Annotated in this window: 12 protein-coding genes; 3 read left to right on the top strand and 9 right to left on the bottom strand. The window is 70.9% G+C overall.

All coding sequences use genetic code 11. From position 1 onward, the window contains the following. Positions 1-8: 8 nt before the first annotated feature. Positions 9-1,364 (top strand): trypsin-like serine protease, encoded by a 1,356-nt coding sequence (locus IPH07_22070; protein ID MBK6920102.1) that lies wholly within the window; start codon positions 9-11, stop codon positions 1,362-1,364. Here IPH07_22070 and IPH07_22065 read toward each other — a convergent pair. The 8 genes from IPH07_22065 to IPH07_22030 all read right to left on the bottom strand — a co-directional run bounded on the left by IPH07_22065 (position 1,351) and on the right by IPH07_22030 (position 10,450). Further along, complete coding sequence (locus tag IPH07_22065; GenBank protein MBK6920101.1) at positions 1,351-2,688, bottom strand: DUF1552 domain-containing protein; 1,338 nt, start codon at positions 2,686-2,688, stop codon at positions 1,351-1,353. The two genes, IPH07_22070 and IPH07_22065, sit on opposite strands and share 14 nt — an antisense overlap. Positions 2,689-2,690: 2 nt before the next feature. Beyond that, positions 2,691-4,703, bottom strand: a complete 2,013-nt coding sequence (locus IPH07_22060; GenBank protein ID MBK6920100.1) for a DUF1592 domain-containing protein — start codon at positions 4,701-4,703, stop codon at positions 2,691-2,693. 135 nt (positions 4,704-4,838) lie between these two features. Beyond that, a complete protein-coding gene (locus tag IPH07_22055; GenBank protein ID MBK6920099.1) occupies positions 4,839-5,933 on the bottom strand; it encodes an NADPH:quinone oxidoreductase family protein in 1,095 nt (364 codons plus the stop codon). A 57-nt stretch (positions 5,934-5,990) separates the two neighbouring features. After that, complete coding sequence (locus tag IPH07_22050; protein ID MBK6920098.1) at positions 5,991-6,515, bottom strand: CBS domain-containing protein; 525 nt, start codon at positions 6,513-6,515, stop codon at positions 5,991-5,993. Between the two features lie 142 nt (positions 6,516-6,657). After that, positions 6,658-7,440: a hypothetical protein gene (locus IPH07_22045; GenBank protein ID MBK6920097.1), complete on the bottom strand. Its 783-nt coding sequence runs from the start codon at positions 7,438-7,440 to the stop codon at positions 6,658-6,660. Positions 7,441-7,718: 278 nt separating this feature from the next. Beyond that, positions 7,719-7,937, bottom strand: coding sequence for a translation initiation factor IF-1 (infA, locus tag IPH07_22040; protein MBK6920096.1), 219 nt, complete (start codon positions 7,935-7,937; stop codon positions 7,719-7,721). 215 nt (positions 7,938-8,152) lie between these two features. Beyond that, positions 8,153-9,610, bottom strand: a complete 1,458-nt coding sequence (locus IPH07_22035; protein MBK6920095.1) for an amidase — start codon at positions 9,608-9,610, stop codon at positions 8,153-8,155. Positions 9,611-9,631: 21 nt separating this feature from the next. Then, positions 9,632-10,450, bottom strand: coding sequence for a hypothetical protein (locus IPH07_22030; protein ID MBK6920094.1), 819 nt, complete (start codon positions 10,448-10,450; stop codon positions 9,632-9,634). Positions 10,451-10,667: 217 nt separating this feature from the next. Between IPH07_22030 and IPH07_22025 the strand changes: the two genes are divergently transcribed. Both IPH07_22025 and IPH07_22020 read left to right on the top strand, forming a co-directional pair. Continuing rightward, positions 10,668-11,600 carry a hypothetical protein gene (locus IPH07_22025; protein ID MBK6920093.1) on the top strand — a complete coding sequence of 311 codons (933 nt, stop codon included), beginning with the start codon at positions 10,668-10,670 and terminating at the stop codon, positions 11,598-11,600. Between the two features lie 189 nt (positions 11,601-11,789). Further along, positions 11,790-15,491, top strand: coding sequence for a hypothetical protein (locus IPH07_22020; protein ID MBK6920092.1), 3,702 nt, complete (start codon positions 11,790-11,792; stop codon positions 15,489-15,491). A 41-nt stretch (positions 15,492-15,532) separates the two neighbouring features. Here the strand turns inward: IPH07_22020 and IPH07_22015 are convergent, their stop codons facing one another. Next, positions 15,533-16,051, bottom strand: a complete 519-nt coding sequence (locus IPH07_22015; protein ID MBK6920091.1) for a hypothetical protein — start codon at positions 16,049-16,051, stop codon at positions 15,533-15,535. Between the last annotated feature and the right edge of the window lie 164 nt (positions 16,052-16,215).

Genomic DNA, 16,215 nt, shown 5'->3' with positions numbered 1-16,215 from the left:
ATGCACCGATGACGCCCTGGCCCCTCGTGACCCTGGTGTGGATGAGCCCCTCCGTCGACGGGTTCGTCAGCGACGCCCCGGCGCCGCTGCCGATCGTCGGCGGCGTGGATGCGAGCGCCTGTCAGTTTCCGCAGGTGGTGTCGATGCTGAGCTTCGGTGGCTCGTCGACGATCTGCTCGGGCACGCTCATCCACCCGCAGGTCGTGATGACCGCGGCGCACTGCATCGTGCCCGAGGCCCCCATCGACGCCGTTGGCCTCGGTGAGCACGCGCCCGAGACCGGTGCGCCGGCGGCGATCCTCGACACCGCGTTCTGCGAGGCCCACCCCGACTACGCGCAGACGGGCAGCCACGACGTCGCCTTCTGCCTGCTGCAGGCGCCGGTCGGCCTCGAGATCACGCCGCTGCTCGCGGGCTGCGAGCTCGATACGCTCGCGATCGGCCAGGAGGTCGTCATCGTCGGCTTCGGCAGCAGCTTCGCGACCGTCGACGACCAGGGCGAGGTCGACTACACCGAGGGCGTCGGTCGCAAGCGGTTCACCACCCAGACCATCGACGCGATCGATCCGGGCGAGGGCTCGGTCGCGTTGGTCGGGCCCAACGGCTCGCAGTCGGCCTGCTTCGGCGACTCCGGCGGGCCCGCGTTCGTGCACCTGGCCGACGGCACCTGGCGCGTGTTCGGGACCGGCTCGTACCTCTACGATCCCGGCGGTCTGCCGCCGCCGGTGCAGCCGGGCAACGTGTGCGGCACCGGGGCCGTGTACGGCAACGGCTCGCTCGTGGTCGACTGGCTCGAGTCTTCACTCGGCTTTGATCTGACGCCATGCCACGACGCCGGCGTGTTCGTGGGCGGGCCCGGCTGCGGCAGCTTCCCCACCGAGATCCACCACGACATCGGCTCGTGGGCCAACGGCTGCAGCGGTGGCGTGCTGGCGGGTGGCGTCGAGGTGTGCGAGCCGTTCGCCGAGCCGTTCGATCCCACCGGAGGTGACGACACCGGCGGCGACACCGGTCAAGCCGACACCGGAGGCGACGGCACCGATGGCTCCGCGAGCGCGAGCGCGAGCGGGAGCGCGAGCGCGACGGGGGACGGCGGCGACTCGCTCGATGGCGGCGAGGTCGGTGAGCTCCCCTCGGACTCGTCCGACGCCGTGCCGCCACCACCACCTTCGCTCGACACCGGCGGCGACGGCACCAGCGAGGGCTCGTCATCGAGCAGCGGAGGCGAGCTCGGTCAGACCGACGACCTGCTCGGTCGCGGCTGCGGCTGCGCGAGCTCGCCCGACCGCACGGCGCCGAGCAGCGCAGCCGCGCTGGCGTGGCTGCTCGTGTGCGTGCGAAGGCGTCGCGTCAGAGCCCGTTGAGCGCGGGGGTGCCGGCGTCGCCGAAGCTCGCGAGGTCGGCACCCATGGCCTGCGCGAGCGCGGCCCACAGCGCCCCGTGGCGGAGCCCATCGAGCTGCAGCAGGCGTCCGCCATGGATGCGGCCGCTGGCACCACCGGCGACGACAAACGGCATGTCTTCGTGCAAGTGGGTATTGCCGTCGCAGACCTCGGTGCACAGCACCACGATCGAGTGATCGAGCATCGTGCCGTCGCGCTCGGGTCGAGACGCCAGCGCATCGAGGAGGTCGGCGAACTGCTGCGCGAACCACGTCCGCTGCTCGACATACGCCACGAACTCCGCGTGGGTCGGATCGTGGTGTGCACCGTAGTGCGAGGCCTGATGGCTGCGCATGTCGAAGCTGGGATCGAACATGGGTGTACCCGGGAAGCGGCTCATCACGAGATCACTCGTGTGGTGCGAGGCCTGCACCACGCCCACGCGCGTCAGCCCACATGCCATCGCTTCGACCATGAGATCGAGCTGCGCCCGCAGCACCTCGGGAAAGCGGCCCGGGTCGAAGAGGTCGGCAGGGCCGAGGTCGGGCTCCACACGCGACGCGCTGCAGTCGCCACCGCGCGGTGCGCCGTGCTTGATCCGCTTCTCGACCTCGCGCAACGACTCGAGGTGCAGGTCGAGCTTCTTGGCTTCGACGTCGCCGATGCGCGTGCGCAGGCGATCCATGTCGTCCAGCACGCCGTCGATGACGCTGACGGCGAGCGGGTCGACGCCACCCTGGTCGCCCCCCGGCCGCATCGGCACACCGAACAGCAGCTCGAACGCTGCGTTCGGATCGTCCTGGGGTGTGATGCTGATGCCCGGCGTGGGATAGCTGATGTGCTTGTCGCCGCTGGCCCCGTCGGCGGTCGCGGCCGCGCCGAGGTAGAGGTGCTTCCACGGCGCGTCGGCACCGACGCCGTTGGCAATGACGTGGTCGATCGAGGTGCCTGCGCCGCCATCGGTCGCGGTCAGCAGCTTCTTGGCGCCACCGGGATGACTGCCGCTGTCGGTGGGCCCCATCGAGAGTCCGCGGAAGAAGAGGCAGTGGTCGCGCAACGGCTCGAGCGGTGCGAGCTGCGGACCGAGCACGAAGTCGTGTTCGCTGCCGGCGGCGTGCCAGAGGCTGGGCTCGCCGTCCTGACTCGTGCCGGCGACGCCATCGGGGAAGTACAAGAAGAGGATGCGATCCGCGAAGCTGTCCGCCGCGTGGCTTCGACGCCCGCCCAGCGCTTCGAAGAAGGGCAGGGCCACGGCCGCCGTGGGGCCGAGCCTGCGCAGGAGCTGTCGTCGTGTGAGTGCAGGCATGGTCATCGCCTCGCTGCTGTCGCCCATCGGACGACGGTGTTGACGAACAGGTCGCGGAGGTCGCCGTCACTGGCCGCGAAGGCATCGATCATCGAGTCCTGCACGCACGCATCCTCGGGGGTCTCGAGCCGGCCACCCACGAAGCGCAGCACCTGGGTCGCGAAGCAGGCGTTGGCGTCGCGGCTCTCGGCGAGCAGCGCTGCGAGCTCGGGCGTACTCTGGAAGCTGACCGGCTCGCCGTCGAGCTCGCGCAGTGCTCCGTGTGCGTCGATCGTCGAGCCGTTGTCGTCGTCTCGCCAGCCACCGATCGCGTCGAAGTGCTCGAACGAAAGCCCGATCGGATCGATCAGGTCGTGGCAGCCAGCGCAGGCTGGATCCGCAGTATGTTGCTCGAGCACGTCGCGTGCGGTCTGTCCGCCGCCGGCCTCGGGAATGCTCGGCACGTCGGCAGGCGGCGGCGGCGGTGGGCGGCACAGCAGGCGCTCGAGCACGAACACGCCGCGTCGCACCGGCGACGTGCGATCGGCATACGCGAGGTGGCTCAACACCGCGGCCTGCCCGAGGATGCCGGCGCGACGCTCGCTCGGCAGCTGGACCTCGCCCTGCGCAGCGGCCGGTGGATCGACGCCGTACAGCCGAGCCAGCGCCGGAGACACGATGCTCGTCGGCGCGAGCAGGAGATCGCGGAAGTGGCCGGCACCGTCGACGATCTGCCGTACGACGTGGGTCCGCGATTCTTCGGTCATCGCGGCGCCGAGCGACGCGTCGAACTCGGGGTGGCGCGCGGGATTCTTGACCAGCGAGGAGACGTGCTCGACGTCGAGCCACTGCGTCGCGAAGCTACCGACCAGATCGCGCGCGCGCGGGTCTTCGAGCATCGCCCGGGCGCGCGCGGCGATGTCATCGGTGCGGTCCAGCCCGCCCGCCGCAGCCGCGTCGAGCAGCGCGTCGTCCGGCGCCTGTCCCCACAGCGAGAATGCCAGCACGCCGGCGATCTCGTAGGCATCGAGTCGCAGCACGCCGTGCGCGTCGGGAGCCCCGAGCTCGAAGCGGTAGAGGAAGAACGGCGAGCTCAGCATCACCCGCACGATCACCGCGATGCCGGTACGGGCGTCGGGCTGCGCGTCGGCGATCGCGACGTAGCGTGCGACCTCCTCGTCGTCGAGCTGCCGCCGGAATGCGCGCCGCCCGAACGAGCGCACGAACTGCTCGGTGCAGCCCGCAGCATCATTCTCGAGGTCGCATGGCAGATGCGCGTCGAGCTGCTCCAACAACCGCGACGCGAGGCGTTCGGCGGCGCGGAGGTACTGCTCGACGTGGACCGACGTGACCAACCCCGACTCGACGCCGTCGTCGAACGGGAACCCCGGTGCGCGGGCTTCGACCGGGAACGCGGCCGCGGGGTGCTCGTCCTGGTCGGGCGTTTCGGTGACGCCGACGCACGCGATCGTCAGCAGCGAGTTCTCGCCGCCGAAGCCATCCGGGGCGCTGGCGGCGGCGGTGGGGTCGGTCTGCCAGAGTCCGTCGACGACGAGCTTGTACGCGTGCTCGCCATCGTCGAGCGCGCGCTTGGTCACCCACGCGCCCGCGGACGCGACCCACTGCATCTCCCAGCCGCCGTCGGCGACCGTCGACGCCCAGTCGTTGAAGCTCCCCGCGACATGGACCTGCGCGAACGCGTGTGCAGGATCCGAAAACGAGAAGGTGTGCAGCGGGCACGGATCCTCCTGACAGCCACCCGCGACGCACGACTCGTGGGCCAGCGCGCAGTCGTCGTCGTGGTCGCAGGCCGCCGGCATCGAGCTCGTGGGAATCAGCGCCAGCACCGTCGCCTCGTACTCGCGGCGCGTGAGCAGACGCAGCGATCGATCGAGCGCGACATCGCAGCCATCGGCGTCAGCACCGTCGTCGCCCTCGCCACTGTCGCTGCCGTCGCCCGAGCCGTCGGCGCCCCCGTCGGCCGCGACGGATCCGGTCGCACCGCGGCACGCCGCGAGCGACAGCGCGAGGGCCATCCAACCAGACCGTACGTGACTCATTGCAGAGTTACGCTAGGAGGTCGGCGAGGGCTTGGGAAGGGGCGCGGACGCGTGCCCGTGGGGACCCGTGAAACGAGGTTCTGCGGCGCGTCGTGCCGGCCGGCGTCGAGCTCACCCCGCGGTGGGCCGCACCACGACGTTGCCGGCGTAGCGACCTTCCCACTTCGCGCGCAGGGCCGCGTTCAGCTCGCCGAGCTCGAAGTGCGCGCCGACGTGCGGCCGCATGCGGCCGGCGCGGGCCCACGCCAAGATGTCGGTGAGTCGACGGGCTCGCACGCTGGGATCGCGGTGCACGGCGATCGCAGCGGGTGAGCCCAGCACATCGAGGCTCTTCATGAGGATGAGGTTGGTCGGCAGCGTGTTCGGATCACGGCCGCCGCGAGCGACCAGCGGTGTGCTGGCCCAGCCGACCACCAGCACGCGGGCGCCGTAGGCCGCCGCGCGCAGACCCTCGCTCGACGCGTCGCCACCGACAGGGTCGTAGACCACGTCGGCGCCGTGGCCATCGGTGATCCGCTTGACCTCGGCGGACAGCCGCGGCGCATCGTCGCCGAGCACGATCACGTGATCCGCACCCTGCGCGCGCACGACCGCCAGCTTCTCGGGTGAACGACCCGCTGCGATCACGATCGCCCCTTGGAGCTTGGCCAGCGCGACCGCGGCGAGGCCGGTCGAGCCGGTCGCACCGAGCACGAGCACGGTCTCGCCGGCCCGCAGACGCGCGCGGTGGACCAGCGCGTGGTAGGCGGTCTCGGCTCCGCCGAGCAGGCACGCGCCTTCGTCGAAGGAGAACGATGACGGCAACGGCAACACCGCGTCGGCCGGCGCCACTGCCCAGCGGGCGAAGCCTCCCCAGCGGCGGTGGGCGCCCTTCGAGCGCGGGCCGGTCGAGAGCCCATCGGCGATCACGCCCGCGCCGATCTCGACGCCGGTGACGTCGCGGCCCCGCCACACGATCTCGCCGGCGTACTCGAGGCCGGGCGTGTAGGGCAGCTCGGGCACGTGCTGGTACTGCCCGCTCGACATCAACAGGTCGACCCAGCCGACGTTGGCGCTGCGCACCTCGACGATGACGTCGTCGCTGCGCAGCTCGTCGTCGTCGGGCCACGACTGCGGCGTCAGCTCGACGCCGCGCTCGAGCGCGGCGACAGGCGAGCTCGCCAGGGCACGGACGACCGCGTGGAGGCCTCGTGGGGGCTCTTGCATCGCGGTCGGCACGCTAGCAGGCGCTGCTTTGCCCCCGCAAACGCGGGCGTCGTGGCGTCAGGAGCCGGCGTTGAAGATGCCCGTCGTGACCGTGATCGGGCGGTGCTTGGGCAGCTTGAAGTGGCGCGGGGGCTCGGGCTCGGCGGGTGGCATGTGCTGCGCCCGCGTGGCCGGCTCGGCGGGGCGTCCGGTGGCGAGCGCACGCAGGGCCCGCAGCGCGTCCGTCGTCGTGAACACACCGACGACGTCGTCGCCCTCGATTACCAACGCGCAGCCCCAGCGGTTGGCCTCCATCGCGAGCGCGACCTCGCTCAGCCGCGTCGTCGGTGCGCACGCATAGGGGCGCTCGCTCATCGCGTCGCCGACCAGCAGCTTCTTCGCGTCGGTGCCGGGCGTCGACAACGCCACCGCGATGTCGCGGTTCGACAACACGCCGACCACGTGTCCCTCGCGCATCACGACGAGGTGGCGGATGTTGTCCATCGTCATGCGCTCCTCGGCGTCCGCGAGGCGCAGGCCCACGTCGGCGGTCGCGGGCAGGGCGGTCATGTACTCGGCGACGGTGGGATCGTTGGCACTCATGTCCCCAGTATGGGCCCTCGCTCGCTCCTCGCCGCCCGCGACGTCGCGAATTGCCGCAGTGCAAGCGCACGTCGGAGCGGACTTGCGATCGCGTCCGCGTGTGACGTCGCTGCGTCGCTGCGGGGATCCCGAGTCTGCGCGATCAGAACGACTGGTAGCACGCGCTCTGGCCGGTCACGTACATCACGCCCTGGTTGCCCAGGTTGACGTCGGCGAAGCGGCGCTCGAACTGCATGAGGAACTCGGGCGACGACGGCAGCCCCAGCTTCATGCCGGGGTTGGTGTCGACCTGCCGCCACGGACCGGTCGGGGTCCGCGTGGTCTGGTCGTTGCGCACCCAGATCGGGCGGCCACCGAGGCGCGCAGGTGCCTGCCACACCGCGTCGTGCAGCGCGGCGATGCGAGGGTCCTCCTGCGCCTCGGGGTCGAACACGTCGCCGGGCACGTCGATCGCCGCGAGCGCGAAGCGACGGCTCCATCGTCGTAGCGAGCGATCGGGGATCGGCCCTTGGAACAGGCCCCGCGCGACCTCGTCGGCGCCGAGGAACAGCACCGCGGTGTCGGGATTGTCCCAGTGGAACGCGCGGTGATAGCTCGCGTTGCTGAGGAACAACATCATTGCGCGCGCGCCCGGCGGAACGCCGTAGAGGTGCACGCCATCGAGATCGATGGTGAACACGTGCTCCATTCGGAGATCCCGCGGGTCCCAGCGATCGAGCGCATCGGCCTCGGACAGCAGCTCGCGCAGACGCGGATAGACCGGCCACTCGCGCTGCGTGAGTCCGACTGGGGGTCCGAACACGCGATTGAACGACTGCGTCGCCGGCGGCGCGTCGAAGTCCGGGAAGTACAACGTCAGGTTGCGCTCGTTGGCTCGGAACTGCCGAGCGAGCGCGCGGATGTCCTCGATGTATTGCGTTGCCACGTCCAAGCGCTCCCAACCCCTGCCAAGGGGGCGCATCTCGATGCACGCGGTGAGCCCCCGAAGGGACCTGCCGCCATCGCAACGAAAGACGCGCGGACGCGAGCCGGGTTGCACCGAAGCGTCCCTCGATTTCGCGTGGGAGCGCTCACGGATGTGCCCAGAACCATGGGCAAAGCGGCGACGTTCGTGCGGGCTCGATCACATCGCGTGCATCGAGGTGCACGCGGCGTCTCGACCGCCGGCGACGACGTGCCGCTCCGGACGCCGGGGGCTGCGCCTCAGCGCGGACGATAGGTGATGCGACCGCGGGTCGGATCGTAGGGCGACACCGCCACGGTGACGCGATCGCCGAGCACCACGCGGATGCGATAGCGCCGCATCTTGCCGGCCAGCTTGGCGATCACGTCGTGTCCTTCGCCAACGTTGACCTTGAAGGTGCCGCCGCTGAGGACCTCGACGACCTTTCCTTCGAACTCGATTGCGTCGTCGCTGCTCATGCGCAAAGCGCCAAGGGGTGGCGCGGGCAGGTTGTTAGCACATCCCGGCGCGGTCGTGCCGAGTTCCTTGGGGGGGCGCGTCGGAATTCGCGCCGCCCGGTTCGGGGCTGCGGGCGATCTCCCCTGCAGCGAGCTTGGTCCGTCGCGTGGGGCCGGCTCGGCGCCGTCGCGCGCAGGGCGCCCGCACGCGGCAGGCGTGCCGCCCAGTGCCGTGGCTAGACGCGGTCGGCGGCCGGCAGCCGCCAGCTGGGATCGGCCCGCCGCCAGCCCCCGAAGGCCTGCTCGAGGGCCCCGGCCACCGCGAGGGTGAGGTGATCGTTGCCGCGTCGCGCGATGACCTGCACGGCCAACGGCAGGCCCTCGGCAAAGCCGGTCGGCACCACCGTCGCGGGGAACTCGAGCACGTTGAAGAGGCCGGTGCACACGAAGTCGAACGGCGTCAGCATCGGTGCGAAGTGGCGCGGTGCGGGCCGTGAGTACGGCGGATGCAGCATCACGCCGCGCGGCCCGAGGGTGTGCTCGAGCTCGGCCTGCAGCGCGCGGCCGTCGGCGATGGCCTTGTCGATTGCACCGGGCAAGCGCGCCGCGATGCGCTCGAGTCCGACGACGGCGACCGCCGGCAGCGTGTGTCGCGATCGACCGGTGAGCAGGCGCAGGAACTCGCGACCGGCCGAGATCGGCGTGCCGTTGCCGAGCACCTCGGCGTAGCTGGGGCCCTCGGCGGCCGTCATCATCGCGCTCCAGATCAGGAACGCCTTTTTCATCCGCGGCGCATCGAGCTCGGCGATCGTCGCACCGCGCTCCTGCAGCGCCCGCGCTGCGTCGCGGATCGCCCTTCGCGTGACGTCGGCGATCCGCGTGGTGCCGTTGCCCTCGGTCGGGTACACCACCACGTCGCGCAGGTCGACCGCGTCGGGATCGCCCAGCGTCCACGGGCGCACCACTTCATCGACGCCGTCGGGCCCCGCCAGCACGCGCAGGATCGGCATCACGTCCTCGACGCGCCGCGTGATCGGTCCGCAGCCGAGGTACGCCGACAGCTCGCCGTGGGCCTGCGGCCAGAAGCCGGTGTTGGGCACCATGCGGCCGCTCGGCTTGTGCCCGACCGCGCCGCAGAACGCGGCGGGGATGCGGATCGATCCGCCGATGTCCGAGGCCAGCCCGAACGCGACGCCGCCGGCGGTCACGATCGCAGCCTCGCCACCGCTGCTGCCGCCCGCGGCATGCCGTGGATCCCACGGGTTCACGGTGCGGCCGTGCACCGGGTTGTAGGTCTCCATCCACAGACCACCCTCGGGCACGTTGGTGATGCCCACGAGGATCGCACCCGCGGCGGTCAGGCGACGCACGGTCTCGGCGTCGCGATCGGCGACGACGTGGCGCCGCGACCAGATGCCGGCCGAGAGCGGCATGCCCTCGGCCATGATGTACTCCTTGGTCGTGAACGGCAGCCCGAGCAGCGGCGGCAGCTGCTCGGGATCGTCGGTCGACATCACCCGGGCCTGCGCGAGCTCGGCCTCGCGGCGGGCGGCGTCGAAGCGCTGGGCGATGACGGCATTGAGCGCGGGGTTCACCGCGCCGATGCGATCGATGTGGGCATCGACGAGCTCGCGCGGCGAGACCTTCCGCTGGCGAACCCAGCGGGCCAAGGTCATCGCCGAAGCGTCGAGCAGGTCCGACACCGCTGGGCTCGGCTACGCCGGGGCGCCGCAGGTCGGCGGCGTGACCTCGCCGGTGGCGGTGTCGATGTCGGCCGGCAGGCAAACGTCGGGCGCGGTGCAGTCGGCATCGACGCCGCAGTCACCGCAGACACCGAGCTGCAGCAACGTCATGATGTCGACGGTCGCGCACAGCCCCGACTCGCAGGCCATCGCGCCCGAGCCCATGAAGTCGCAGCCCTGGCCGTTGGGCACCGAGCCCGGCGCCACGCAGACCTTCTCGCCCGAGATGTTGAGCACGTCGTACATCGGCGAGCACAACATGCCCATGTCGCAGTCGGCGTCGGTCAGACACTCGCTGCAGGTCGAGGCGTCGAGGATGTTGGGTACGTTGATGATCGACGCGCACACCAGACCGTCGGTGCAGACCTCGTCGCTCATGCAGCCGTCGCCGGCCGCGCCCATGTTGCAGTGCGCGCCCGTCGGCGGCTCCGCGAGCGGGTTGGGCAGGCTGCAGCCGCCCGCGGGACAATCGGCGTCGGCGTTGCACTCGCCACAGATGCCGCCGATGAGGCTGATGTAGAAGCAGAACCCCGACTCGCACTCGGTGTTCTCCTCGCAGGTCGAGCCGTTGGGCTGCGGCTCGACCGGGCCACCACTCGAGCTGCCGGACTCCTCGCTGCCCGCGGTCATGCTCGCGGCCGTCATCTGGCCGGTCATGCCCTCGGTCGCGGTTGCGCTCGCGCTCGCGCTCGCGGAGCCGCTGCTCTCGGCGCTGCCGATCGAGGCGGATACGTTGCCGGTGTCGCCGTCGTCGCCAGCCGGGCAACCCATCAACACCGTTGCCACCACCATCGCCGTCGCCAGCGAAACCCGAGTCGAACCGTGCGCGCGCGTCGTCATCATCGGAATCATCGAAGTCGTCCCCTGCAGAGAAAGCGCGGCCATCGTAGTGGGAAGCGCGCCGGCGGTGCAACCGCGCACGTGCGTTGCGGCGCCGCAGGGGTGTGTCTGTGACGCCCTCGGGCCCCAAAGGTGGTGCCGCGGGCAGCTCTCGGTCTACGATGCGGGCATGCGACGGCGCTTCGCTGCGGGGACGGCCCCCATCGCGTGTGCGATCGCGTGTGTGCTCGCGACACCAGCACACGCGGCCCGCGCCAACCCCAGCGACGGCCCGCGACCTTGGGGCCGCGACACCGTGATGCCGAGCTTTGGCTTCGGCATGGGCTTCTCGCGCGAGGCTACCTCGCTGGGCTTCGGGTTGGGCTTCCGCTACTTCGCGATCGCGGGCCTCGGGCTGGGCGTGTCGCTGTCGGACTCGATCCTCATCTTCTCGGAGTCGATCAAGTCGAGCTACCCGGGCATCCACAAGCAGGTGCCGACCAACACGGTCTTCATCACGCCGTCGGCGCAGTACGTGTTCTTCCGCTCGCGGTGGTTCTCGCCGTTCGTGCATGCCGGCGTCGGGCCGGCGATCTTCAACAACCACCGCGGTGTGGTGGGTCACTGGGTCGCGGGGCCCGGGGCGTTCATCGGCATCGGTGGGCCCGTCTACCTCAACGTCGGCGTCGACTTCTCCGGCATGTTCCCGTCGGGGAAGTGCAACGACGCGTACCGCTACCACGGCACCGCGGCCGACGTGCAGTTCTCCGGCTTCTGCTCGTTCTCGTGGTCGCCCAACATCGGCCTCGTGGTCGCGTTCGGTGGCGGCAAGAAGCGCCGCCGCGGCACCACGGCGCCCGCGCCCGCGAACCCGATGCCGGTCGACGACGCGCCGCTGCCGGCCCCATCGTCGCCGCCCCCCGTCGCGCCGGTCGAAGAGCCCACGACGCCACCCGAGACCGCGGTGCCACCCTCGCCCGAGGCGCCCGCACCGGTGGACGATGCGGCCACCGACGCACCCGCGCCGATGCAGCCCGAGCCGCCGGCCGAGCAGCCGACCGCACCGACGAACGTCGTCACGTCGCCGCCGTCGGTCGCACCGACCGCGACGCCACGGTGGTGAACGCGACGAGGTCCTGGGAACACCCGCCCGCCCGCGGCGTGTGACGACCGCGATCGCAGGTCCCCCCGACCGCGCGATCGCTGTCCCCCCTCGAGACAATCCAAGGAGCCGCTCTTCGTCGGTGCGCGCGCGTGCGTGTGCCACGAATGACGGCGACCGCCGGCGTCTTCGCGCCGAAAGAGGTGATCCATGCCCGCGTCCCTCGCGTGTGTCCCACTGCTCGCCGCTGCATGGCTGTTCGCGCCCGCCAAGGGCGACGCGGCCCCCGGCGTGCGCTTCGATCGGCCGTCGACGTCGGTGAAGCCCCGCACGACCCTGCAGACGCAGGTCACGGCGGCGAAACAGGCGGCCACGAAGGCCGCGGGCGAGCGGCCGAGCCTCACCGCACAGGCGTGGGCCCGCGAGCGCGTCGCGACCGAGCACGCGATCCTCGACGCGCAGATCACCAAGCTCGAGCGGCTCGCGTCGGTCACCGAGAAGGGCGACCCCGAGCTGCCGGAGCTGTTGATGCGCCTGGCGGACCTGCAGCTCGAGAAGCGGGCCTACTTCGAGCAGCAGGCCGGCGCGCTCTACGAGCCCATTCACGACGCCAAGCTCGCCCGCAAGAAGGCCGAAGCCGAGCGGCTCACGGCGCTGCAGCGTCGGCACGAGAAGTCCGCTCGCGCTGCGAGTACGCGCGCGGTCGAGATCTACCGCGCACTCGTCGACGACCGCGCATTCGCGAAGTACCCCAAGCTCGACGAGGCGATCTACTTCTACGCGTTCGAGCTGGGGCAGCTCGAGCGCGAGCCCGAGATGAAGGACGCGTATGCCCGGCTGGTGCGCGACTTCCCCGATAGCCGCTACGTCGCCAGCGCCTACCTGGCCTTCGGCGACCACTACTTCGGCAAGAATGCCATCGCCGAGGCCATCAAGTTCTACCAGCGCGTGGTCGACGGCTATCCCGATCATCCCGCGTTCGCGTATGCGCAGTACAAGCTGGCGTGGTGCCACCTGAACCCCATCGGCAGCGCCGATCCCGACTATGGCAAGAGCCTCGATGGCTTCGTGCGCACGATCGCCGCCACGCTCGAGGGCCGCGCCGGCAGCGAGGCCAATGCCAAGCACCTGCGTCGCGATGCCCGGCGTGATCTCGTGCGCGCGTACGTGCACGCCGGCCGGCCCTCGAAGGCGTGGGAGTTCTTCGGCAAGGTCGGCAACGGGCCCAAGCCCGCCGAGGACGCCGCACGCACGATGATGGAGCTGCTCGCCAACGCCTACTTCGGCGAGGGCATGTACGTCGAGTCGACCGCGATCTATCGCCAGCTTCAGGACGCCCACCCCGGCGACGCCAGCGACTGCGCCTGGCAGGCGCAGATCGTCGTGAACGCGCTCGCGACCGACGACAAGGCGATCCAGTGGGCCGAGAGCGAGCGGCTCGCCAAGACCTGGGAGTCGCTCGCACAGGGCAAGCCCGCCGAGACGGTGCGTCGCAAGTGTGCGGCGGACACCCGCGACACCCTGCGGCAGATGGCGACGGTGTGGCACGACGAGGCCGACAAGACCCACAAGCCAGAGACCTTCGCGTACGCGGCCAAGGCCTACCGTGAATTCCTGCGGGTGTTCCCCAAGCACGCCGATGCGTACGAGCTGGGCTACTTCCTCGGCGAGCTGCTGTGGCTGCAGGCCGCCCAGGAGGCCGGCGCCCCCGATGCCGCCAGCCGCAAGCGCTCGCGCGAGAGCTTCCTCGCCGCCCACGACGCGTTCATGGACACGCTCGCGCGGCGACCCGACGGCAAGCACACCAAGGTCGCCGCCTACGCGCAGATGTTGGCGATGAAGAACCACCTCGCCTACGACGAGACCGGCAGCAAGGGCATCGGCTGCACCGTCGACACCGAGGGCGTGTGCGTGCCGACGGCCCGCGGCGGCCGCGGTCGCACCCGCACGGCGGCGGCGCCCACCGCCGGCATCGACGTCGCGACCGCCTACCCGGCGACCGACTACTCCGGCGACGAGGCCAAGATGATCGCGTCGTATGACGCCTACGAACGGTACGTCGGCGACGTCGACGACGCCGAGCTGCCGAAGATCCTCTACCACCGGCTCAAGCTCGCGATGGATCACAACCGCTTCGAGGAGGCCGAGCCCCACGCGCGCGCGCTGGTGCAGCGCTTCGACGGCACGGTCTACGCCGCGTGGGCGGCCGAGATGCTCACCGATCGCCTCACGCTGGCGTGGCAGGACCGCGCCAACGATGCCGAGCAGAGCGTCGCCGCACGCGCCGCGCTCGAGGCGTGGACCACCGAGCTGCAGCGAAGCAGGTCGTGGAAGCACGAGGCTGCGGATCGCCTGCGCACGCAGGTGCCGACGCTGGTGGCGGCGGTCCGCGGGCAGCGGGCCGAGGCGGCGCGGCAGCGCGGCGTCGCAGGCGACCGCGAGGGCTACGTCGAGTGCGCCGACACCTATCTGTCGGTCTACAACGAGTTCGAGAGCCATCCCCGCGCCGATGCGTTGCTCTTCAACGCGGCGCGGTGCCTCGAGGCCGCGCAGCGCGTCGGCCATGCCGTCAAGCTGCGCAAGGAGCTGCTGGCGAGCTTCCCTGCGTCGCCGCTGTTCCGCCAGACCCTGCGGGAGCTGGGCGAGAACTACCACGCAATCGCGTTCTACGACGACGCGGCCCAGCGCTACGAACAGTACGCCGAGAAGTTCCCCGAAGACGCGTTCGCACCGGACGCACTGCGCAACGCGTACCTCTTTCGGCTCGGTCGCGGCGACGATGATGCCGCGAAGTCCGATCTCGATCGCTACGAGTCGATCTACCGCGCCAAGGATCCCATGATGGCGGCGAAGATCTTCTGGTCGAAGCACGCGTTGGTCGGCGACGCCGAACAGCGGCTGGCACACGCGCGCGCCTATCTCGCGCAGTACGGCAGCAAGGGCGGCGTGGATCGGGCGGTGGTTGCCGAGGCGGCCGCGGGCCAGATCCTGTGGCGGCAGTCGTGCTCGAAGGAGCTGTCGTTCGACAGCTGCATCGGGGTGCGTCGCCGACGGGCGACCACCGGCGAGACGCAGCGGCGCAAGGCCGAGGCGTTCCGCAGCCGCGTGGCCAGCCGTCGTGGTGACGGCGGCCAGTCGTTCTGTGGCACCGAGACCCAGGCGATCATCACGGTCCACGCCCGCGACCCCAAGCTCGTCGCGGCCGCGCAGAAGCACCTCGCGCGCGCGCTCGAGCTGGCGCGCAAGGCCAAGCCACCCGAGGACGACTCCGCGCGCGTCGAGGCCTTCCACAACGCGGTCGGGCTCGCGATGGTCTACACCGCCGACGCCGACTACGAGCGCTACCTCGCGCTCGAGATTCCCGGTGATCTATGGTTCGGTGCCGAGCAGCAGGCATGGAAGCGCGGGCAACCCGGCAAGCTCGGGCGCCAGTACGAGGCCGCGCTCGCCCGCGAGACCAAGGCCCGCAAGTCGTTCAGCGAGTACTTCGCGCGCAAGGTCGAGCTCGGCCGCGTCCTGCTCGAACGCTACGGCAAGGTCGCCGACAGCGGCAGCAAGCACTGGACGCTGGCCGCGGCCGCGCGCGCGGCGTTGGTCCACCGCAACTTCGCCGACCAGCTCTACCGCGCGCCGATCCCCGAGAATCTGCGCCGCGCCGAGGAGCGCGAGGCGTACTGCGACGCGCTCGCAGAGCAGGCCGATCCCGAGCTCGGCGCCGCCGCCGAGGCGCTGCGCTACTGCCTGGCACGCTCGACCGAGTACGCCTTCTTCAACGAGTTCTCGCGCATGTGCGAGGAGGAGCTGCAGCAGAGCGACGCCAACGCGTTCCCGGCCACCAACGAGGCCTTCGCTCGGGCGAGCTTCACGGCGGTGGTGATGGACCGCGTGGGCGTTCAGCTGCATGTGGAATAGCTCGCTTCGTCGCGGACGAACCGCTCGCGAGCGTCGGCGGTTCAGTAGGCGCCGTAGTCGAACTCGATCGTCACCGGCGTGCGCGCACCAGCCAGGATGTCGAACGGCACCGACCACCAGGCCCCGTCGCCGGGGTCGACGGTGCGCAGGCAGTAGCGGCCGGGCGGCACCGCGATCGCGAAGCGACCCTGGCCGTCGGTGCGCGCGTCGGCGACGAGTGTGACCTCGGGGTCTTCGCCCTCGGGATCGTCGGCACCCGCCTCGTCGTCGTACGCCGTGGCCCAACACTCGTGGTCGGTGTCGGGCGCGAGCAGCTCGATCACCTCGACCACGTGGCCGTCGAGCAGCTCGACGCGACAGGTGTGGTCGCCCGGGCCGCAGCCACCTTCGATCAACTTGACGAAGCCGTACACCGACTCCGTCGGTCGACGCGACAGCCACTTCGATGTCGCCACGCACTCATACTCGTGTTCGTACCAACCGTCGGGGCACAGCATCTCGTCGGTGCAGGCGCTGAGGAAGGAGCAGCAGGCGAGGGCAACACGGTGGAGAGCCTTCATGGTTTGGGAGTGCACCGTGCCCCCGCCACGATCGCGGCCGCCCCGGGACGGGGGGCCGGGCTACGTAGTCCGTCGTAGCCCCGCTCGGGCGCCCGGCACTGCGCCCGGCGGCCGCGTCTGCGGCGGCGCGGACGATTTCCCTGCGCCACTGCGCGCCGGGTCGT

The organism is Deltaproteobacteria bacterium, from assembly GCA_016709225.1.
In the GTDB taxonomy this organism is placed as follows: domain Bacteria; phylum Myxococcota_A; class Polyangia; order Nannocystales; family Nannocystaceae; genus Xiheibacterium; species Xiheibacterium phototrophicum.
The sequence above is the reverse complement of the archived record's forward strand: the minus strand, read 5'-3'. Positions and strand labels throughout refer to the sequence as shown.

Excerpts from the sequence above, each read along its gene's own strand:
- IPH07_22070 (MBK6920102.1), top strand. The coding sequence starts at position 9 with ATGACGCCCTGGCCCCTCGTGACCCTGGTGTGGATGAGCCCCTCCGTC.
- IPH07_22065 (MBK6920101.1), bottom strand. The coding sequence starts at position 2,688 with ATGCCTGCACTCACACGACGACAGCTCCTGCGCAGGCTCGGCCCCACG.
- IPH07_22060 (MBK6920100.1), bottom strand. The coding sequence starts at position 4,703 with ATGGCCCTCGCGCTGTCGCTCGCGGCGTGCCGCGGTGCGACCGGATCC.
- IPH07_22055 (MBK6920099.1), bottom strand. The coding sequence starts at position 5,933 with ATGCAAGAGCCCCCACGAGGCCTCCACGCGGTCGTCCGTGCCCTGGCG.
- IPH07_22050 (MBK6920098.1), bottom strand. The coding sequence starts at position 6,515 with ATGAGTGCCAACGATCCCACCGTCGCCGAGTACATGACCGCCCTGCCC.
- infA (MBK6920096.1), bottom strand. The coding sequence starts at position 7,937 with ATGAGCAGCGACGACGCAATCGAGTTCGAAGGAAAGGTCGTCGAGGTC.
- IPH07_22030 (MBK6920094.1), bottom strand. The coding sequence starts at position 10,450 with ATGGTGGTGGCAACGGTGTTGATGGGTTGCCCGGCTGGCGACGACGGC.
- IPH07_22025 (MBK6920093.1), top strand. The coding sequence starts at position 10,668 with ATGCGACGGCGCTTCGCTGCGGGGACGGCCCCCATCGCGTGTGCGATC.
- IPH07_22020 (MBK6920092.1), top strand. The coding sequence starts at position 11,790 with ATGCCCGCGTCCCTCGCGTGTGTCCCACTGCTCGCCGCTGCATGGCTG.
- IPH07_22015 (MBK6920091.1), bottom strand. The coding sequence starts at position 16,051 with ATGAAGGCTCTCCACCGTGTTGCCCTCGCCTGCTGCTCCTTCCTCAGC.